At 58.5% G+C, this 17288-nt stretch carries 15 protein-coding genes; 12 read left to right on the plus strand and 3 right to left on the minus strand.

The window, feature by feature from the left end:
• Positions 1–434 precede the first annotated feature (434 nt).
• The 9 genes from NF78_RS23860 (at position 435) to NF78_RS23900 (ending at position 9531) form a co-directional block, all read left to right on the plus strand.
• Positions 435–2243 (plus strand): phosphodiester glycosidase family protein, encoded by a 1809-nt coding sequence (locus tag NF78_RS23860; protein ID WP_052050891.1) that lies wholly within the window; start codon positions 435–437, stop codon positions 2241–2243.
• A 409-nt stretch (positions 2244–2652) separates the two neighbouring features.
• Positions 2653–3072 (plus strand): cupin domain-containing protein, encoded by a 420-nt coding sequence (locus tag NF78_RS23865; RefSeq protein ID WP_035992313.1) that lies wholly within the window; start codon positions 2653–2655, stop codon positions 3070–3072.
• A 127-nt stretch (positions 3073–3199) separates the two neighbouring features.
• Positions 3200–3616 carry a HesB/IscA family protein gene (locus NF78_RS28555; protein WP_072016234.1) on the plus strand — a complete coding sequence of 139 codons (417 nt, stop codon included), beginning with the start codon at positions 3200–3202 and terminating at the stop codon, positions 3614–3616.
• A 122-nt stretch (positions 3617–3738) separates the two neighbouring features.
• Positions 3739–4116: a 30S ribosomal protein S12 gene (gene rpsL / locus NF78_RS23875; protein WP_035992316.1), complete on the plus strand. Its 378-nt coding sequence runs from the start codon at positions 3739–3741 to the stop codon at positions 4114–4116.
• 200 nt (positions 4117–4316) lie between these two features.
• Positions 4317–4787, plus strand: a complete 471-nt coding sequence (rpsG, locus tag NF78_RS23880) for a 30S ribosomal protein S7 (protein WP_035992319.1) — start codon at positions 4317–4319, stop codon at positions 4785–4787.
• Positions 4788–4939: 152 nt separating this feature from the next.
• A complete protein-coding gene (gene fusA / locus NF78_RS23885; protein WP_035992322.1) occupies positions 4940–7015 on the plus strand; it encodes an elongation factor G in 2076 nt (691 codons plus the stop codon).
• Between the two features lie 23 nt (positions 7016–7038).
• Positions 7039–8268: an elongation factor Tu gene (gene tuf / locus NF78_RS23890; RefSeq protein ID WP_035992325.1), complete on the plus strand. Its 1230-nt coding sequence runs from the start codon at positions 7039–7041 to the stop codon at positions 8266–8268.
• A gap of 119 nt (positions 8269–8387) precedes the next feature.
• Positions 8388–8696 (plus strand): 30S ribosomal protein S10, encoded by a 309-nt coding sequence (rpsJ, locus tag NF78_RS23895; RefSeq protein WP_216277822.1) that lies wholly within the window; start codon positions 8388–8390, stop codon positions 8694–8696.
• 217 nt (positions 8697–8913) lie between these two features.
• Positions 8914–9531 (plus strand): LON peptidase substrate-binding domain-containing protein, encoded by a 618-nt coding sequence (locus NF78_RS23900; RefSeq protein ID WP_318655507.1) that lies wholly within the window; start codon positions 8914–8916, stop codon positions 9529–9531.
• Here the strand turns inward: NF78_RS23900 and pheA are convergent.
• A complete protein-coding gene (gene pheA, locus NF78_RS23905) occupies positions 9512–10423 on the minus strand; it encodes a prephenate dehydratase (RefSeq protein ID WP_035992331.1) in 912 nt (303 codons plus the stop codon). The two genes, NF78_RS23900 and pheA, sit on opposite strands and share 20 nt — an antisense overlap.
• Positions 10424–10619: 196 nt before the next feature.
• Between pheA and NF78_RS23910 the strand changes: the two genes are divergently transcribed.
• Complete coding sequence (locus NF78_RS23910) at positions 10620–12521, plus strand: polysaccharide deacetylase family protein (RefSeq protein ID WP_156119945.1); 1902 nt, start codon at positions 10620–10622, stop codon at positions 12519–12521.
• 69 nt (positions 12522–12590) lie between these two features.
• Here NF78_RS23910 and psb32 read toward each other — a convergent pair whose 3' ends face one another.
• Both psb32 and NF78_RS23920 read right to left on the minus strand, forming a co-directional pair.
• Complete coding sequence (gene psb32 / locus NF78_RS23915) at positions 12591–13331, minus strand: photosystem II repair protein Psb32 (protein WP_035992333.1); 741 nt, start codon at positions 13329–13331, stop codon at positions 12591–12593.
• A gap of 156 nt (positions 13332–13487) precedes the next feature.
• Positions 13488–13760, minus strand: coding sequence for an Npun_R1517 family heterocyst differentiation transcriptional regulator (locus tag NF78_RS23920; RefSeq protein ID WP_035992335.1), 273 nt, complete (start codon positions 13758–13760; stop codon positions 13488–13490).
• 651 nt (positions 13761–14411) lie between these two features.
• Here NF78_RS23920 and NF78_RS23925 point away from each other — a divergent pair.
• Both NF78_RS23925 and NF78_RS23930 read left to right on the plus strand, forming a co-directional pair.
• Positions 14412–15440 (plus strand): AEC family transporter, encoded by a 1029-nt coding sequence (locus NF78_RS23925; protein ID WP_035992338.1) that lies wholly within the window; start codon positions 14412–14414, stop codon positions 15438–15440.
• Positions 15441–15526: 86 nt separating this feature from the next.
• Positions 15527–17182 (plus strand): alpha-amylase, encoded by a 1656-nt coding sequence (locus NF78_RS23930; protein ID WP_072016235.1) that lies wholly within the window; start codon positions 15527–15529, stop codon positions 17180–17182.
• The last annotated feature ends 106 nt before the right edge of the window (positions 17183–17288 follow it).

A 17288-nucleotide genomic window follows, 5' to 3' on the forward strand; every position in this document is an offset into this window, starting at 1 on the left:
GAATGGGGGTTGGGGAATGGCGATGAGCCCTACAACAGCGCTGCATGGGGCGCTCATGGAGCCAAAGAAACGGGCCAGAAAAACCTAACTGACCAGGCGTAGTCTAAACATGATTTGAGCACCTCAGCCTGGAACGGGGGCAGCGCCTGCAACTGGGTCAACTCGTCGCGCCGTGATTGAGATTGAGAAAACCAGTCGCGATCGCCCCCAGCTCAGCAAGCATCAACGCCGGTGACGCTTGCTGTACTCGATTCGTAATTTACAGACTTTATCAGTAGTTTACAAACCTTAGGCACAGTATTTAGTCACAGCTTCTTAGAATTGAGCAACCGCAACGGTAGCCATTGTTTCAAAATCTGCCTCAAACTGGTCCTGAACGACCAGATATATCGCGATCTATCTTCATAATACTCAGACATTTACACAATTTTCCCATGGTTAAATCGTCGGTATCGGCTTCATTCCCGGTCCGCTTTCGCTACGGCTGTCGCTGGGTGGTTGGGGGCTGGCTGTCGCTGGGTCTGCTAGGGGCAATCGCGCCGTTGGCCTCGGCAACAGGGCCTGAGTCGTCGCCCCTGGTCGTTCCCCATGCCGACCAAATGGCCGCCAGCCCCGTGGTCACCCAGGGGCAAACCCTCGTCCTCAATGGCATGCAGGTCACCGTTCCCTGGATGATGGTCAACGGTCAGATTGGCCTGGCCGACTACGGCCTCACCGACCAGCTGGGCGTTACCCTCCTCAGCAGCGGTCAGCCCCAGCGCCAGCCGGTGCAGTGGTTTACCGAACCCAGCGGCGCAGTAGAGCTGGCCGCCTGGGTCCACGGCGGCTATCGCTACCTGGACATTGCCCCCCTGGCCCAACGCCACGGCTGGCAGGTGCAGCCCCAGGGCGGGGTTTTGCAAATTGTGGTGCCCCCGGCTCAGGTCTTAGCGGTTCGCCGTCAGACCCAGCCTGGGGTCGAACGGCTGATTTTCGACCTATCTGGACCAGCCCTAGCCAGTCAGCCCAACCACCACGACGCCCTCAGTCTGACCCTGGGGGCCAGTGCCACCGACAGCGTGCTGAGAGCCGCGATCGCCGCCCCTGCCAGCCCCCACCTGGGCTCACTCACGATCACCCATGGGGTCGGAGGCCTTCGTCTCCAGGCCAGCACCAGCCATTCGCCCCGCCTGATCACCCGCACTAACCAGCTGGTGGTCGAGGTGCGGGCCGACAGCCTGCAGCCCCACAGCATTGCCTGGGCGCCCGGGGTGCGCTGGCAGCAGCGCTATGTCGGCGTCGGCGGGCAGTCGTTTCCGGTCTACTGGCTACAGTTAAATTCCCGTCAGACCAGCCTTCGCCCCATCTGGACTGACCCCACCACCGCCGTCGGCACGGCCCCCCTGACCACCATCGCCCAGCGCTGGCAGGCCGTCGCCGCCATCAATGCTGGCTTCTTCAACCGCAACAACCAGTTCCCCCTGGGGGCGGTGCGCACCAACAATGACTGGGTTTCTGGTCCGATTCTCAGCCGTGGCGTCATTGGCTGGAACGATAAGGGCCAGGCGCGCATGGAGCGTCTGGCCCTGAGACAAACTCTCACGACCGCAAACGGCCGGGTCTTTCCGGTCCAGTCAATCAACAGTGGCTATGTGGAAGCAGGCATTGGTCTCTATACACCCGCCTGGGGGCCAACCTACCGCCCCATCCTGGAGGGCGAAATTGTCGTCACGGTGGTAGATGGGGTGGTGATCAATCAGCAGTCCGCCAGCACCCTGGGCCCTGCCGGACTGTCCATTCCCAGCAATGGCTATGTGCTCGCCCTGCGCTCCTACGCCACCGCCGCCCAGGCGCTACCCCCAGGGCAGCAAGTCGCTCTATCCTCGGAGCTGTTGCCAGCCTCCCTCGCCCCCTTCCCCAACATTGTCGGGGGCGGCCCTTTGCTCATCCGCGATCGCACCCTCGTCCTGGATGCCGGCCTGGAGCAGTTTAGCCGGGCCTTTGCCACCCAGGCGGCCCCCCGCAGCGCCATTGGCATCACCGCCAGCGGCGAAATTCTGCTGGTTGCCGTGCACAACAGTCCAGCCGGCCCTGGCCCCACCCTCAATCAACTGGCCCAAGTTATGCTCCAGCTGGGCACCACCGATGCCCTCAATCTCGACGGCGGCAGTTCGGCCAGCCTTTACCTGGGCGGGCGGCTGATCAACCGCTCCCCCCGCACCGCCGCCCGGGTCAACAATGGCATTGGGCTCTTTCTTCCGTAACTGATTTAGTCATCAGCGGGGCAAACAATCCAGAGGTCTATATCCACATAAGGCGAATTCTTTGGCCAGAGAAAGCTGTAGGAACAGCTTTTTAGAATAGCCGTTCCGGCTGACCTGGGTTTGGCTGACAATTTCTTAACAGCAAAAAACACGGTGTAAAGACTCTGTGTGATTCTCCCGGAGCCTCACCAAAATCCCCTGGGCTTTCAATCGCTCTTGCTAGACTATGGGCGGAAAGAAGCGACGCCTGAGTGTCGCTTTTACTATTGGCTTCAGCAGGTGCAACCTTACAACTCAAACAGCCGTCTGAACAGATGGGTACCCTAGATCAATACCGCCCCGCCATCCTTCCCCGAGTCGTCGTGCTTGGCGCAGTCTTACAACCTTAGCTCCTAGGAGAACAACCACTATGCCAAAACTGGAAGAGACAATTCAGCCCACGGCCCTGGCCCTGGCCACCAGCAACGGTAAAGACATCGCCGAAACAGGGCTGCGTCCCTGGGGCTGCTACACCGTGCTAGAAGAGGGGCGGGGCTACAAGATTAAGCGCATTGAGGTCAAACCTGGCCATCGCCTCAGCCTGCAAATGCATCACCACCGCAGCGAACACTGGATTGTGGTCTCCGGTACCGCCAAAGTAGTCTGCGGTGACAGCGAAATTCTGCTGTCCAGCAACCAGTCAACCTACGTGCCTCCCTGTACCCAGCATCGACTCGAGAACGTGGGCGTCATTCCTCTGGTGCTGATTGAAGTGCAAAACGGTGAATACCTGGGGGAAGACGATATTGTTCGCTTCCAAGACGATTACTCTCGAGTCGAAACCGTCTAGGGCCGTCCGAACTAAGGCCGTCCGAATCAGGCTACTCACCAATGGTGACAGGTTTAAAGATTAAACGGGGATAGTGCTAAGCTCAGCACTACCCTCGTTTCAGTCTGACAGCATCGCTAACTCAAAGATGATTCACATCCGTCCCGCCGCCGCCCAAGAGATCAAGCGCTTGCTAGCTCGTTCGGCTGACCGCAGCGCTGACTCTCCATCCCTCGTTCGCCTCGCCCTTGAGCCAGGGGGCTGCGCCGAATGGACTTATAGACTCATGGCAGAAGCAGATCTGTCTGATCTGTCTGAATCTGCGCTCCAGGAGACTAACGACGCTACTGTGGTCCGCTGCGATGACATCAGCCTTGTCGTGTCTCCAGAGGCCTTGGAACTGGTCGAGGATCTCACCATTGACTATGCCGAAGACCTCATGGGCGGGGGGTTTCGCTTCACCAATCCCCTCGCTCAGCGCACCTGCGGTTGCGGCAATGCGTTCTCGCTGACTACGGATGCCCCCGTCAGCGAGGATTGTACCGGAGGCCTGCCCACGGGTTAGCCTCAAGCTGATTTAGAGGGGCCGATCGCATTTGAATCGCATTTGACCAAAGACGGCTCACAGTGCTAGCATTAGATCTTGTGAAAACTTGAGTCCACCCGCCGTAGCACAACAAGCATCCTATGCCCACGATTCAGCAACTCATCCGGAGTGAGCGTCAAAAAGCCGACAAGAAAACCAAGTCCCCCGCTCTCAAGAGCTGTCCGCAGCGACGGGGAGTTTGCACCCGTGTTTACACCACCACTCCCAAAAAGCCAAACTCAGCTCTGCGGAAGGTGGCAAGGGTTCGTTTGACTTCTGGCTTTGAGGTGACGGCCTACATTCCAGGCATTGGCCACAACCTGCAGGAACACTCCGTCGTCATGATTCGTGGTGGCCGGGTCAAGGATTTGCCTGGGGTTCGCTATCACATCATCCGCGGCACCCTGGATACCGCTGGCGTCAAAGATCGCCGCCAAGGCCGCTCAAAGTATGGCGCCAAGCGCCCCAAGCAGGCTTAGTCCTCCCCAACACAATACTCAGGCGTGTGGATAGGGTAACGCCGCAGGTTCTGGTTCCCCAGGTCTCGGCTTGATTCCAACAGTCCTATCTCTGAGTCTGTTAGACTCGCTCTGATTTGAAATACGCCCACTGGGTCTATTTCGTCCGTAAGTTCGCACTTGTTAAGATACCCAGCCTTATCGCTACTGGAAATTAGATCATGTCTCGCCGTACCGTTGTCCAAAAGCGTCCCATTCCGCCCGATTCAGTCTATAACAGCCGCCTCATCACCATGATGAGCCGTCGCCTGATGACGAGCGGTAAGAAGTCTCTGGCGGACAGAATCATCTATGACTCCTTTGCCATCATCAAGGAGCGTAGCGGTGGCGATCCCCTGGATGTATTTGAGCGGGCGGTGCGCAACGCCTCCCCCCTGGTGGAAGTAAAAGCCCGTCGCGTGGGCGGTGCTACCTACCAGGTACCGATGGAAGTGCGTTCTGAGCGGAGCGTTGCCCTGGCCCTGCGCTGGCTGACCCAGTTCGCTCGTCAGCGCCCCGGTAAGTCTATGGCGATTAAACTCGCCAATGAACTGATGGACGCTGCCAACGAAACCGGCGGTGCGGTGCGTAAGCGGGAAGAAACCCACCGGATGGCGGAAGCCAACAAAGCCTTTGCCCACTATCGCTACTAAACCTTCTGGGTGATTGTGGTTCCAGAGCGTCTAGTTCATTGGCGATCGCTGTTTCTGCTTCCTACAATAAATTTGTTCGGGGAAAATGTGCGGGCACTTGACCTGTTCGGACATTCCGAAACGGCTGTTCTGAAAATGACCAGGAGGGAACTGTGGCCAGGACGACACCCCTAGAGCGGGTTAGAAACATCGGTATTGCGGCCCATATCGACGCCGGCAAAACCACTACCACAGAGCGCATTCTGTTTTACTCGGGCATCGTCCACAAGATTGGCGAGGTGCACGAGGGAACAGCCGTCACTGACTGGATGGAACAGGAGCGTGAGCGGGGGATCACGATCACCGCGGCGGCGATTAGTACCAGCTGGCGCGACCACCAGATCAATATTATCGACACCCCAGGGCACGTTGACTTCACCATTGAGGTCGAGCGCTCTATGCGAGTGTTGGATGGAGTAATTGCCGTCTTTTGCTCGGTGGGCGGCGTGCAGCCCCAGTCGGAGACCGTTTGGCGTCAAGCCGATCGCTACCGGGTGCCCCGGATTGCCTTCGTCAACAAGATGGACCGCACCGGGGCTAACTTCTTTAAGGTCTACAATCAACTACGCGATCGCCTGGGGGCTAACGCCGTGGCGGTGCAGATCCCCATTGGTGCCGAAGCTGACTTCCAGGGTGTGGTCGATCTCGTTGCCATGCGGGCCCGAATCTACGGCGACGACCTGGGCCAAAACTTCGAAGACACAGAAATTCCAGCCGATGTGCTGGAGGTGGCAGAGGAGTATCGAGCCAAGCTGGTTGAAGCCGTGGCCGAAACCGATGACGCCCTGATGGAAAAGTATTTTGAGGGGCAGTCGTTGACCTCAGAGGAAATTGTCACCGCTCTGCGCCGGGGCACGGTTGAGGGGACGATCGTTCCGGTCCTGTGCGGCTCAGCTTTTAAAAACAAAGGGGTGCAACTGCTGCTAGATGCCGTGGTGGACTACCTTCCCTCGCCCCTAGAGGTTCCCCCCATCCAGGGCCATTTGCCCAATGGTGAGGTGGCTGAACGCGCCGCCGATGACGATGTGCCCCTGGCGGCCCTGGCCTTTAAAATCATGGCAGACCCCTACGGCAGACTTACGTTCGTGCGGGTCTACTCCGGTGTGCTGCAAAAAGGCAGCTACATCTACAACGCCACCAAAGATAAAAAAGAGCGGATCTCCCGCCTCATCGTGCTTAAGGCCGACGATCGCATCGAAGTCGATGAGCTGCGGGCCGGGGACCTGGGCGCCGCGATCGGGCTCAAGGACACCTTTACCGGCGACACCATCTGCGATCCGGCGGAACCCATTGTGCTGGAGTCCCTCTACGTACCTGAGCCGGTGATCTCAGTAGCCGTAGAGCCCAAGACCAAGCAGGATATGGACAAGCTCGCCAAGGCTCTGCAGTCCCTATCGGAGGAAGATCCCACCTTCCGGGTCAGCACCGATCCTGAGACTAACCAGACCGTGATTGCCGGTATGGGTGAACTGCACCTCGACATTCTTGTCGATCGCATGCTGCGCGAGTTTAAGGTTGAAGCCAACATTGGGGCTCCCCAGGTGGCCTACCGAGAAACGATTCGCAAGCCCACCAATGCCGAGGGTAAGTTCATTCGCCAGAGCGGCGGCAAGGGCCAGTACGGCCACGTTGTGGTTGAGGTAGAACCCACCGATGAGGGCAGTGGGTTTGAGTTTGTGTCTAAAATTGTGGGGGGGACAATTCCAAAAGAATATATCGCTCCCGCAGAACAGGGCATGAAAGAGGCCTGCGAATCTGGTATCCTAGCTGGGTACCCGGTGATTGATTTGAAGGTTACTCTGGTCGATGGGTCTTATCACGATGTAGACTCATCAGAGATGGCCTTCAAAATTGCCGGTTCAATGGCGATGAAGGAAGCCGTCTTGAAGGCGTCTCCTGTCCTTCTAGAGCCGATCATGAAGGTCGAGGTTGAAGTTCCAGAAGATTTTCTGGGTGACGTCATGGGAGATTTGAACTCCCGCCGGGGCCAGATCGAGGGTATGGGAACAGAAGTTGGCGTTGCAAAAGTTACAGCCCATGTTCCCCTAGCTGAGATGTTTGGTTATGCTACCGACATCCGCTCAAAAACGCAGGGTCGGGGCATTTTTTCGATGGAATTTAGCCACTACGGCGAGGTTCCTCGAAACGTGGCTGAGGCCATTATCTCTAAAAACACTGGGAACGCTTAGAAAGGAAAGGACAAGTAACGTAAATGGCACGCGAAAAGTTTACACGCACTAAACCCCACGTCAACATCGGCACCATCGGTCACGTTGACCATGGTAAGACCACTCTGACGGCTGCTATCACCATGACGCTGGCTGCGGCTGGTGGCGCTAAGGCTCGTAAGTATGACGAGATTGACGCGGCTCCTGAGGAGAAGGCCCGTGGTATTACCATCAACACGGCCCACGTGGAGTATGAAACCGAAACTCGCCACTATGCCCACGTTGACTGCCCTGGCCACGCTGACTATGTGAAGAACATGATCACGGGTGCAGCTCAAATGGACGGTGCCATTCTGGTTTGCTCCGCTGCCGATGGCCCCATGCCCCAAACCCGGGAGCACATTCTGCTGGCTAAGCAGGTGGGTGTCCCCAGCATCGTTGTGTTCCTGAACAAGCAGGATCAAGTTGACGACGAAGAGCTGCTGGAACTGGTTGAGCTGGAAGTCCGCGAGCTGCTGAGCTCCTACGACTTTCCTGGAGACGACATCCCCATCACCTCGGGTTCGGCGCTGCTGGCGGTTGAGGCTCTGACCGCAACCCCCGCCATCAGTCGTGGCGACAACGAGTGGGTTGACAAAATTCTGGCGCTGATGGATAGCGTTGACGAGTATATTCCCACCCCTGAGCGGGATGTGGACAAGCCCTTCCTGATGGCCGTTGAGGACGTCTTCTCGATCACCGGTCGAGGCACCGTTGCCACTGGGCGGATTGAGCGCGGCAAGGTGAAGGTTGGCGAAACCGTTGAGCTGGTCGGCATTCGCGACACCCGCAGCACCACCGTGACCGGGGTGGAAATGTTCCAGAAAACCCTGGATGAGGGGATGGCTGGGGACAACGTCGGTCTGCTGCTGCGCGGTGTGCAGAAGGAAGACATTGAGCGGGGCATGGTGCTGGCCAAGCCCGGCAGCATCACCCCTCACACTCAGTTCGAGTCTGAGGTGTACATCCTCAAGAAAGAAGAGGGTGGCCGTCATACGCCGTTCTTCCCCGGCTACAAGCCCCAGTTCTACGTCCGCACCACCGACGTGACCGGCACCATCAAAGCCTTCACCGCTGACGATGGCAGTGATGCTGAAATGGTCATGCCCGGCGATCGCATCAAAATGACCGTGGAACTGATCAACCCCATCGCCATTGAGCAGGGCATGCGCTTTGCTATCCGTGAAGGGGGCCGCACCGTGGGAGCGGGCGTGGTTTCCAAAATTCTGAAGTAGTCTAGCGCTACTTCTAGGGCACAGGGGCAAACCTAACAGGGTTGCCCCTGTTGTGTGTCTCCCAGGTTTGCTTCTTCCATTCGTACCTTGACAATCTATCTCTCCGACCTATGGCTACTATTCAGCAACAAAAAATTCGTATTCGCCTGAAGGCTTTTGACCGCAGACTGCTGGACACCTCCTGCGAAAAAATTGTGGACACCGCCAATCGCACCAACGCCACAGCCATTGGCCCGATTCCGCTGCCCACCAAGCGCCGCATTTACTGTGTGTTGCGCTCTCCCCACGTAGATAAAGATTCTCGGGAGCACTTTGAGAGCCGCACCCACCGCCGCATTATTGACATCTACCAGCCCTCCTCCAAAACCATTGATGCACTTATGAAGCTGGACTTGCCGGCTGGGGTAGACATTGAAGTGAAGCTTTAGACGTCACCTGTGACCCGCTAGATGTTCCAATTTAGCGGGTTTTTTTAGGGCCTACGGTCGGGCCCGGCTGGGTAACTGATGCTCTGACCCCCGGCATTTCCCATGGGAGTTGGGTTAGAATACTTCCATGTAAACAAGTGTTACAGCCTGCCCTGCTCTGGTACGGCGTGCTTGAAACCCGCAAGAGGCGACAATGGCATTCTCCGAGTCCATATCTGTGCGAGAACTCCCGCTTTTCCCGCTACCTGAGTTGGTTTTGTTTCCGGGGAGGCACCTGCCGCTTCACGTGTTTGAGCCCCGCTACCGCATCATGATGAACACGATTCTCCAGAGCGATCGCCGCTTTGGCGTCCTGATGCTCGATCCGACGACGGGGCAGCCGGCCCAGGTGGGCTGCTGCGCTGAGATTCTTCACTACCAGCGGCTACCCGACGATCGCCTGAAGATTCTGACCATTGGGCAGCAGCGGTTCCGGGTGCTCAGCTACGTGCGCGAAAAGCCCTACCGGGTGGGTCTGGTGGAGTGGCTGGAGGACAAGCCCACCAGCCAGGATCTCAACCCCCTCGCTTCTGACGTGGACCGTTTGCTGCGCGATGTGGTGCACCTGTCCGCCAAGCTTACCAACCAGGACATCGACTTGCCCGACAATATTCCCGACATCCCCATTGAGCTGTCCTACTGGGTGGCGAGCAATTTGCACGGGGTGGCCCTGGAGCAGCAGGCTCTGCTAGAAATGGACGACACCAGCGTGCGCCTGGAACGCGAGGCGGAGATTTTGACCTCCACCCGCAACCACCTGGCGGCCCGCACCGCGCTCAAGGAAGTGCTTGAGTAGGGTTAAACGACTGAGCTTTCGCCTTGGTGGCAGCCAGACTGGGATCGGCGGTCACCAGGCTGTAGGTGCCAAAGTTGATCAGGGTTTCGGTACAGGTGGTGAGCTCCTGGATGGCCTGCTGACCCTGGACAGTGGCTGCGCTGGTCTCTAAATCTACGAAAAATAGGTACTCCCCCAGCGATCGCTTGGTTGGGCGGGACTCGATGCGGCTGAGGTTAATGCCGTAGCGAGCAAACACCTCCAGGGGTTTAAGCAGGGCACCAGGACCGTTGACAGGCAAACTAAATGCCAGGGAAGTATATTGGCCGTCCACGGGGATTTCGGTGTCGTCACTTCTGAGGACCCAAAACTTGGTGCAGTTGTCGGTGTGGTCGTTGATATTGTGGGCCAGAATAGGCAGATTGTAGAGCTGGGCAGCCCATTCAGAGGAAATTGCGGCCACCGTTTCATTGTCGGTCAGGTGCTCCAGGGCCTCTGTGGTCGACCGAGTCGCGATCAGCCTGGCCTGGGGCAGCTTGTTTTCTAGCCAGAGTTGACATTGAGAAAGGGCCTGAGGGTGAGAGTAAACCACCCGAATGGCCGCCGGGTCCTGGGCGTGGGATAGCAGCCCGTGGCGAATGGGCATGACCATAGCGTGGTGGATGTTGAGCTGCTGCAGCCGCCAGAGGGTATCGAGCGTGGTGGTGACCCCTCCCTCCGTTGAGTTTTCCACCGGCACGATGGTGAGGTTGGTGAGCCCGTCGGCGGTGGCCTGCATGGCTTTAGGAATGCTGGGCAGAGCCCTGAGCTCCACGGAGTGGCCTGTGCGCTGTTCCAGATCCAGGCTGTAGGCCAGAGCGGCGAGTTGAGAGTAGGTGCCCTCAGGCCCCAGGTAAGCAATGGTAATCGGCATAGAGAACGGCGATCGCGCAACGGGTTTGTTTCATACTACGCCCTCGGTTGTGCTTCAGAATGGCCTTTCTCCAGAAGCTGGCCTTAACGGTTCCTTAATCAAAAAACCGGCTGTCTTAGACGAACAAAGCCAACGTTCACCAGTAATATGTAATGGGTTTTGGCCGGGGCTCTGGTTCCGGTGGGGAGTGTTAGAGATGGCTAAAAGCGCTAAGAAAAGATCTGGCATTCAGCCATCGAAGTCACGCACGCTTTGGAGCATTGGGTCGGCCGCGTTTTTGCTGGGGGCCTCAGTCCCTCTGGCCGGCGCGCTGAGTACTGGATCGATTTCCGTCGGGAGCGGCATTACCCCTCGCTCTGCCCCTCCATCTCAGGCTTTAGATGCCCGGCTATTTGCCCTGATGAATGCGCCGGGGGTAGACGCTTTCCCCACGATGGTCAGCAGTGAGCGGTTCTGCCGCCAATCCCAGCCGGTCACCGCACTAGTGACGGCTAGCGATACCAGCTCAAAGCTGTTTGAAGGGGCAAACTTGGGGGCAGCCATCCGTACCCTGGGGACCGAGGCGATCGCTCAGCTAGGTGCGCAGCCCTGGCCTGCCATTCATCCCCAGGCCGCAGAGGCGCGGGTGCCAGTCCTGATGTACCACGATGTGCTCGAGCCACCGGAGGTGTTTTTTGATCTCACCCCCGAGGACTTTGAAGCCCATCTGACAACTATTCTAGAGAACGGTCTTACCCCGATCAGCCCCGACCAGCTGGTGCAGCACCTGCGTACCGGCGCTCCCCTGCCCGAAAAGCCGGTGCTGATTACCCTGGACGACGGCTACGTCGGCCACTACGAGCATGTGTTTCAGCTGCTGCAAAAGTACCAGGTGCCCGCCACCTTCTTTGTCTTTACGGGCAAGGTTGACGGTGAGGTGGTCGGGCGGTCGACGTTGACCTGGGAACAGCTCCAGACCATGGCCGCCGACCCCCTGGTCACCATCGCCTCCCACAGCGTTACCCATCCGCCCGACTTGCGCACCCTCGACGACGACAGCCTGGCCTATGAAGTTGTGGAGTCGAAACGGCGGCTGGAGGAGCAGTTGGGCATTCCCATCCGCTACTTCAGCTACCCCACCGGCTACTACGATGAGCGAGTGGCTGAGGCGGTGGCCGAAGCTGGCTATCTGGCCGCGTTTACCATGCGCCAGCAAAACGAGCAGTTTGCCGGGGCTTCAGAGTCACTGCTGGCGATCGAGCGGTTTGGCCAGTCCAGCCTCGAGGCCCTCCTCGATGTGGCCTGGGGTGGCCCCCCTGCGCCTGGGGTGGCCCCGGTTGCCGTCGCCAACTCAGAGGTTGACTTTACTAGCCCCGTAGAGGTCCAAAAGATTAACCTGGACAGACAGTCCTTTTCCTTAATTACCGGAGGACAGCCGGTCACCGTTCACGCCAACAGTCGCTACCAGGTGCAGGAAATCACGGCGGGTAGCAACATAGCTGGGGCCGTGGACGGTGGGTTTTTCTCCCTGCAGTACCTGGACTCCAACGTCATGATTGGTCCGGTCCTGAGTCAGAGCACCCGTCAATTTGTGCCTGGCTACCGAGGGGAGACTCCCAAGCTCAACGGTCGTCCCCTGGTGCTGATTTCGCCTTCCGGGGTACAGTTTGTTCCTTTTGATGCCGATCGCCACAACGCGCTGGCGGGGCTGGCCCGCGAGCTGCCCGGTGTCACCGATGCCTTTGTAGCGGCGGCCTGGCTGGTGAGGGATGGGTTGCCTCAGCCCGCCAGCAGCTTTGGCACCCTGTTTGACTACGACGCCCAGCGGCACCGGGCTTTTTGGGGTATCAACACCGCTGGACAACCGGTGGTAGGGGTCACCCACACCATGGTGGATTCGGTCCAGCTTGGCGAAATGCTGCATCAGGCAGGGCTTCGCGACGCGGTAATGCTCGATTCTGGGGCCAGTGCCTCGCTGGCCCACCAGGGCGAGTCCCTGGTGGGGTATATTCCCCGTCCAGTTCCCCACATTGTCGGCCTGATTCCTCCCGACGCCAACAACGGTAGCCCCTGCCCCCTGGTCGTCGATGGGCAAAATCCCACCACCGTCAAGCGCTAGAAGAGCGGTACAGCCTCTGGTGGCGGGCCTGGTTAATGTTTAATGAACAAGCCCAGCCGTAGATCTGGCTCAGTTGCCAAAGCCCACATACCAGAAGTAGGTGGCCATGGGAATAACCGTGGCCAGTACCAGCAGCACCACTACAACAACGGTGCTGTTGCCGCGATTCTCGGCCGTTTCTTCGGCGCTGGCAAAGGTGCTCTCGCTGTTGAAAGAATCGTCGAAGGCCGGCGGTCCGGGGTCGGCTTCACCGCTGAGCACGGCCACCAGGCGATCGCTGGCCGCCAGAAAAGCCTGGTTGTACTTATCGCCCTCCAGCAGGGGATAGAGCACGGTCTCCTGGGCCACGCTGGTCGCAATCTCGGCATCGAGCTGGGTCGCCGACTGATCACCGACGCGAATGCCAACGGTCTTGGTCACCTCATCCAGCACCAGCAGGGTTTGGTTGGCCTGCTCGGTCGGCGTGGGATACCAGCGCTCAAAAAGCTTATCGGTAAAAGTCTGAATGGTTTCGCCGTAGTCGAAGTGGTGGATGGTCACCAGCCGAACCTCATTGCCTGTGGCTTTGGCCAGATCGCCGAAGCGGCTCGAAATCTTATTTTCGTTGATGCGGCTGATGATGCCAGCTTCATCGACAATCCAGGTGGAGTCTCCCGCCGCCACGGTGGGTACCTGAAAAACGGCTACCGCTTCGGCGTCACCAACCCCCAGTCCCAGCGTCAGGCATAGCGGCAAGAGGACCCCTAAAAGGCCTCGCCAGAATAGCTGAGTAAATTGGGCAAGCTTCACCTGGGGAACGTGACGGTTCATGGGTCTGAGCTACAGCGACTACAGGGCTGAGGGATCACCAAACCTACTCTGGCCCTACTAATCAATATACGGGCCCAGGAGCCCTGAGGGAACCAGGTTGTTCAGTTCCTGGCGGGGAAGCGAGGGCTGGGCCCCGGCGACAACGGGACAGCAGAGCTAGGCGACGGGCAGGTTGCGGAGCCGAATCAACTGCCGCCGCATCCGGGGTGAGGCGGCGATTTCTGAAACTTCGCTGACTTCGACTTGAGCCTCTAGCGGTTCTACAAACTCATCGCTGCCGTAGGAATAGGCATCGAGCAAAAGTTCGAGCAGGCGATCGCGGTTGGCAATGACGCCATTTTCTTCCAGGATGCGAAACTTGATGGTGACGGCGCACTCGTAAACGCCAACCTGAGCCTCAGTGGAAAGATGGGGTGCAGACGTAGCCATGATTAGAAAGTGTACTCCCTAGCAAAGTGTAAACAGGAGTCATCAGAGGAGACTGGGGGCTAGAGAATCGAACCTGCCGGAGGCTTGCAGGGGCATCGGGCATGACTGAGCAAGGGGCGAAAAGCAGTCCGTAGCGGCGATGCAACCTCTATGATGACACTTGAACAGTGAGGCCTTTGGATCTGCGCTGCTTTGAAAATCCGCAGTAGAGCAGTCCTGAGCGCTTATTGCTATCAAACCAAAAATAAAGAGAAGGGACTAGATTTTGGGCCTTGTTTTCATGGGATTGATACAGTTTTGTGAGGCCAAGATTAATAGCACAAAGACCTATCCGTATAATTTCAGGCTGAGCCGTTTTTTTTATACTCAATCCTTCCCTTGATCGATGAAATTAGCCCTGGTTTGGGTTTAAATCACAGCTTGTTCCTGACTGGCTAACCCCCATGGAATAAGGCTGATCAGGATTGGCTAAGGCATTGAGCACTGGAGTCAAAGCTGGGCCAATCGTTGCTTTAAAGCATTGGCCTGGGGCCGTTGACAGGACCTGAAAATTGCATGGGGAAAGATGCTGCGATCGCACCAATGTAGCGCTACCTCGGCCAAAGCTGCGTAAAATACTGACTGAGCTAAGTGATATAACGAACGATTTAAATGCGTGATTCTCTGATTCAAGCTTACTTTCCGCTGCTGTTGTGGACGGGGTTAGGCGTGGTGTTGGGTCAGTTTTCGCCCGGGGCTCTGCCGCGACTGCTGGGGCGATCGCTGTACTGGGTAGGGATTCCTCTGGAAATTTTTGCCCTGGCCCGCCAGACCCATTTTGCTCAAGACACGGGGCTGGCACCGCTGTACACCGTACTCGCTCTGGGGCTGGGGCTGGGCCTGGGGCTGGCGGGCCTGGCCCTGGTGCGCTGGAGAAGCACCGCTGGCGAGGCCGCCGTGGCGTTGGCGGTTGTGGGTGCGGCAACGCCTCCAGCCCAGGAGGCCGATGCAGATTTGCCGCCGTGGGGAAACACCGTGATGACCTGGGCCGATCGGCCTCGCCACGGCAGCTTTGTGCTTGCGGCCATGCTGGGCAACACGGGATTTGTGGGGTTGGCGATCGTCCCGGCGCTGGTAAGCGGTCCCTATTTGGGCTGGGCTGTGTTCTACAGCGTGACGCAAAATGTGGTGGGCACCTACGGGCTGGGGGTATATCTAGCCAGCTGGTTTGGGCGCGGTACCCATGCCCAGTCCCGCTGGCAGCAACTGCGCGATGTAGTGACTGTCCCGTCCCTGTGGGCGTTTGGCCTGGGCACCGCTTCCCAGCGGTGGATTGGGCCACCGGCGGTGGAGGCGGCGCTGCACCGGTCGGTGTGGGTGGTCATTCCGGTAGCGCTGCTGCTGATGGGGCTACGGCTGAGCCAGCTGCAGGGCTGGAGCAGCCTCAAGCTGGCCTTGGTACCCGCTGCGCTGAAGGTTGTCGTGCTGCCTGCGGTGGTTGGGGCCGTGGCCTGGGGGGCCAGACTACCGAGCGATGCGGTGCTGGTGCTGGTGCTGATGTCGGGTATGCCCAGCGCCTTTGCGGGGCTGATTTTGGCTGAGGAGTATGAGCTCGATCGGGAGCTAGCGGCGGCCAGCATTGCCCTGTCTACGGGCGCCCTCCTGCTGACCATTCCCCTGTGGCTGCTTGTGTTTGGCTAGGGCCAGGGGTCCGCACGGAACCGGGGCTCGGGTTTTCAAAAGTTTGACCCTATCATAAGGGAGCGCATCCCCCCACGGTGGTAGCTATGGTGACACCCTTTCAGCAGCTCAAGGATCGATTTAAACGGTTTGGGTCGACGCTGAGCGCCGAGGCGACTGACACCGCTAAAACCGCGCTGCGGGACTGGCTGCGGGCCAACGCCGATCTGCTGCAGCGTCGACACAGCCAGGGGGAGTTGAACGGCACCCTAATGCAGTACTTCCACTGGTACTGCCCCGCCGATGGCAGCCACTGGAATCGGCTTAGGGCGGAGGCCCAGTCCCTGGCCGAGGCGGGCATTTCGGCGCTGTGGCTACCGCCGGCCTACAAGGGTATGGGCGGCGGCAAGGAAGTAGGCTACGGAGTGTACGATCTGTTCGACCTGGGGGAGTTTGATCAGCAGAACTCGATCCGCACCAAGTACGGCACCAAGGATGAGTATGTGGCGGCGGTGAAAGCCTGCCGGGAGTTGGGCATCAACATCTATGCCGATGTGGTGTTTAACCACAAAATGGCCGCCGATTTTGAGGAAGAGTTTAACGCGACTCCGATGGATCCCAGCGATCGCCGCCGACCCCTGGGCAACCTGCGCAAAATCAAATCCTGGACGGGGTTTAACTTTCCAGGCCGGGGCGATAAATATTCGAGCATGAAGTGGCACTGGTACCACTTCGATGCCGTTGACTACAACAGCTGGGACCCCGACTATCAGGCTGTCTGGCTGATTGAGAATAAAGCCTTTGAGGACAAGGTGAGCTGGGAGTTGGGTAGCTATGACTACCTGATGGGCTGTGATCTCGATATCGACCACCCCGAGGTCCGCGACGAGCTGAAATACTGGGGCGAATGGATGCTTGATCAGGTTGGGGTAGACGGCTTTCGGCTGGATGCGATCAAGCATATCTGCGGCGACTTTTTTGTCGATTGGCTGGACCATCTAGAGCACTACGCCCAGCGCAGTCTGTTCTGCGTGGGCGAGTACTGGACCTACGACCTGGGCACGCTGAGCTGGTATGCGGGCAACTCCGGCGGTCGGCTCGATCTCTTTGACGCGCCGCTGCACCACAATTTTTACCAGGCCAGCCGGGCAGGCAGCCGCTACGATCTGCGCCGAATTTTTGACAACACCGTCGTGAAGGAAATGCCGCAGCTGGCGGTCACCCTGGTCGAAAACCACGACACCCAGCCGCTACAGAGCCTGGAGTCGGTGGTAGAAGCCTGGTTCAAGCCGCTGGCCTACGCCATGATTCTGCTACGGCAGGAGGGCTATCCCTGTATTTTTTACTGCGACTACTACGGCGCCCACTACGTCGATAGAGGCCGCGACGGCAATGAGTACGAGATCTGGATGGACTCCCACCGGAGGATTTTGGATCGGCTACTGGTGGGCCGCAAGTACTTTGCCTACGGTCCCCAGTACGACTACTTTGACCATCCCAACGTGGTGGGCTGGACTCGGCTGGGCCTGGGCGATCGCGGTCGGGCTATGGCGGTACTGCTGAGCAATGGGGATGCGGGCACCAAATGGATGGAGGTGGGGCGACCTAACACCACCTTCTACGACCTGACCGGGCATATGTCCCAGACCATTACCACCAATGCCGATGGCTGGGCGGAGTTTTGCTGCCACGGCGGGTCGGTCTCGGTCTGGGTAGAAGACCACCCGATTCTGGGGTCGCTGCTGGGGCAACGACTGTCGTAGTCCCCACCGTCTACACCTAGCGCTTACTATGTCCAGCGCCCAGTGAGCGCACCGTAGGCAGCACCGTTTCAAATGACTGGAGTTCAAATTGCTGGGGCCACACCAG

Origin of the sequence: Leptolyngbya sp. KIOST-1 (genome assembly GCF_000763385.1) — a bacterium.
Lineage (GTDB): Bacteria > Cyanobacteriota > Cyanobacteriia > Phormidesmidales > Phormidesmidaceae > Nodosilinea.

What these genes read in the sequence shown, in the direction of transcription:
- NF78_RS23860 (WP_052050891.1), top strand. Translation starts at nt 435, where the DNA reads ATGGTTAAATCGTCGGTATCGGCTTCATTCCCGGTCCGCTTTCGCTAC.
- NF78_RS23865 (WP_035992313.1), top strand. Translation starts at nt 2,653, where the DNA reads ATGCCAAAACTGGAAGAGACAATTCAGCCCACGGCCCTGGCCCTGGCC.
- NF78_RS28555 (WP_072016234.1), top strand. Translation starts at nt 3,200, where the DNA reads ATGATTCACATCCGTCCCGCCGCCGCCCAAGAGATCAAGCGCTTGCTA.
- rpsL (WP_035992316.1), top strand. Translation starts at nt 3,739, where the DNA reads ATGCCCACGATTCAGCAACTCATCCGGAGTGAGCGTCAAAAAGCCGAC.
- rpsG (WP_035992319.1), top strand. Translation starts at nt 4,317, where the DNA reads ATGTCTCGCCGTACCGTTGTCCAAAAGCGTCCCATTCCGCCCGATTCA.
- tuf (WP_035992325.1), top strand. Translation starts at nt 7,039, where the DNA reads ATGGCACGCGAAAAGTTTACACGCACTAAACCCCACGTCAACATCGGC.
- pheA (WP_035992331.1), bottom strand. Translation starts at nt 10,423, where the DNA reads ATGCCGATTACCATTGCTTACCTGGGGCCTGAGGGCACCTACTCTCAA.
- NF78_RS23910 (WP_156119945.1), top strand. Translation starts at nt 10,620, where the DNA reads ATGGCTAAAAGCGCTAAGAAAAGATCTGGCATTCAGCCATCGAAGTCA.
- psb32 (WP_035992333.1), bottom strand. Translation starts at nt 13,331, where the DNA reads ATGAACCGTCACGTTCCCCAGGTGAAGCTTGCCCAATTTACTCAGCTA.
- NF78_RS23920 (WP_035992335.1), bottom strand. Translation starts at nt 13,760, where the DNA reads ATGGCTACGTCTGCACCCCATCTTTCCACTGAGGCTCAGGTTGGCGTT.
- NF78_RS23925 (WP_035992338.1), top strand. Translation starts at nt 14,412, where the DNA reads ATGCGTGATTCTCTGATTCAAGCTTACTTTCCGCTGCTGTTGTGGACG.
- NF78_RS23930 (WP_072016235.1), top strand. Translation starts at nt 15,527, where the DNA reads ATGGTGACACCCTTTCAGCAGCTCAAGGATCGATTTAAACGGTTTGGG.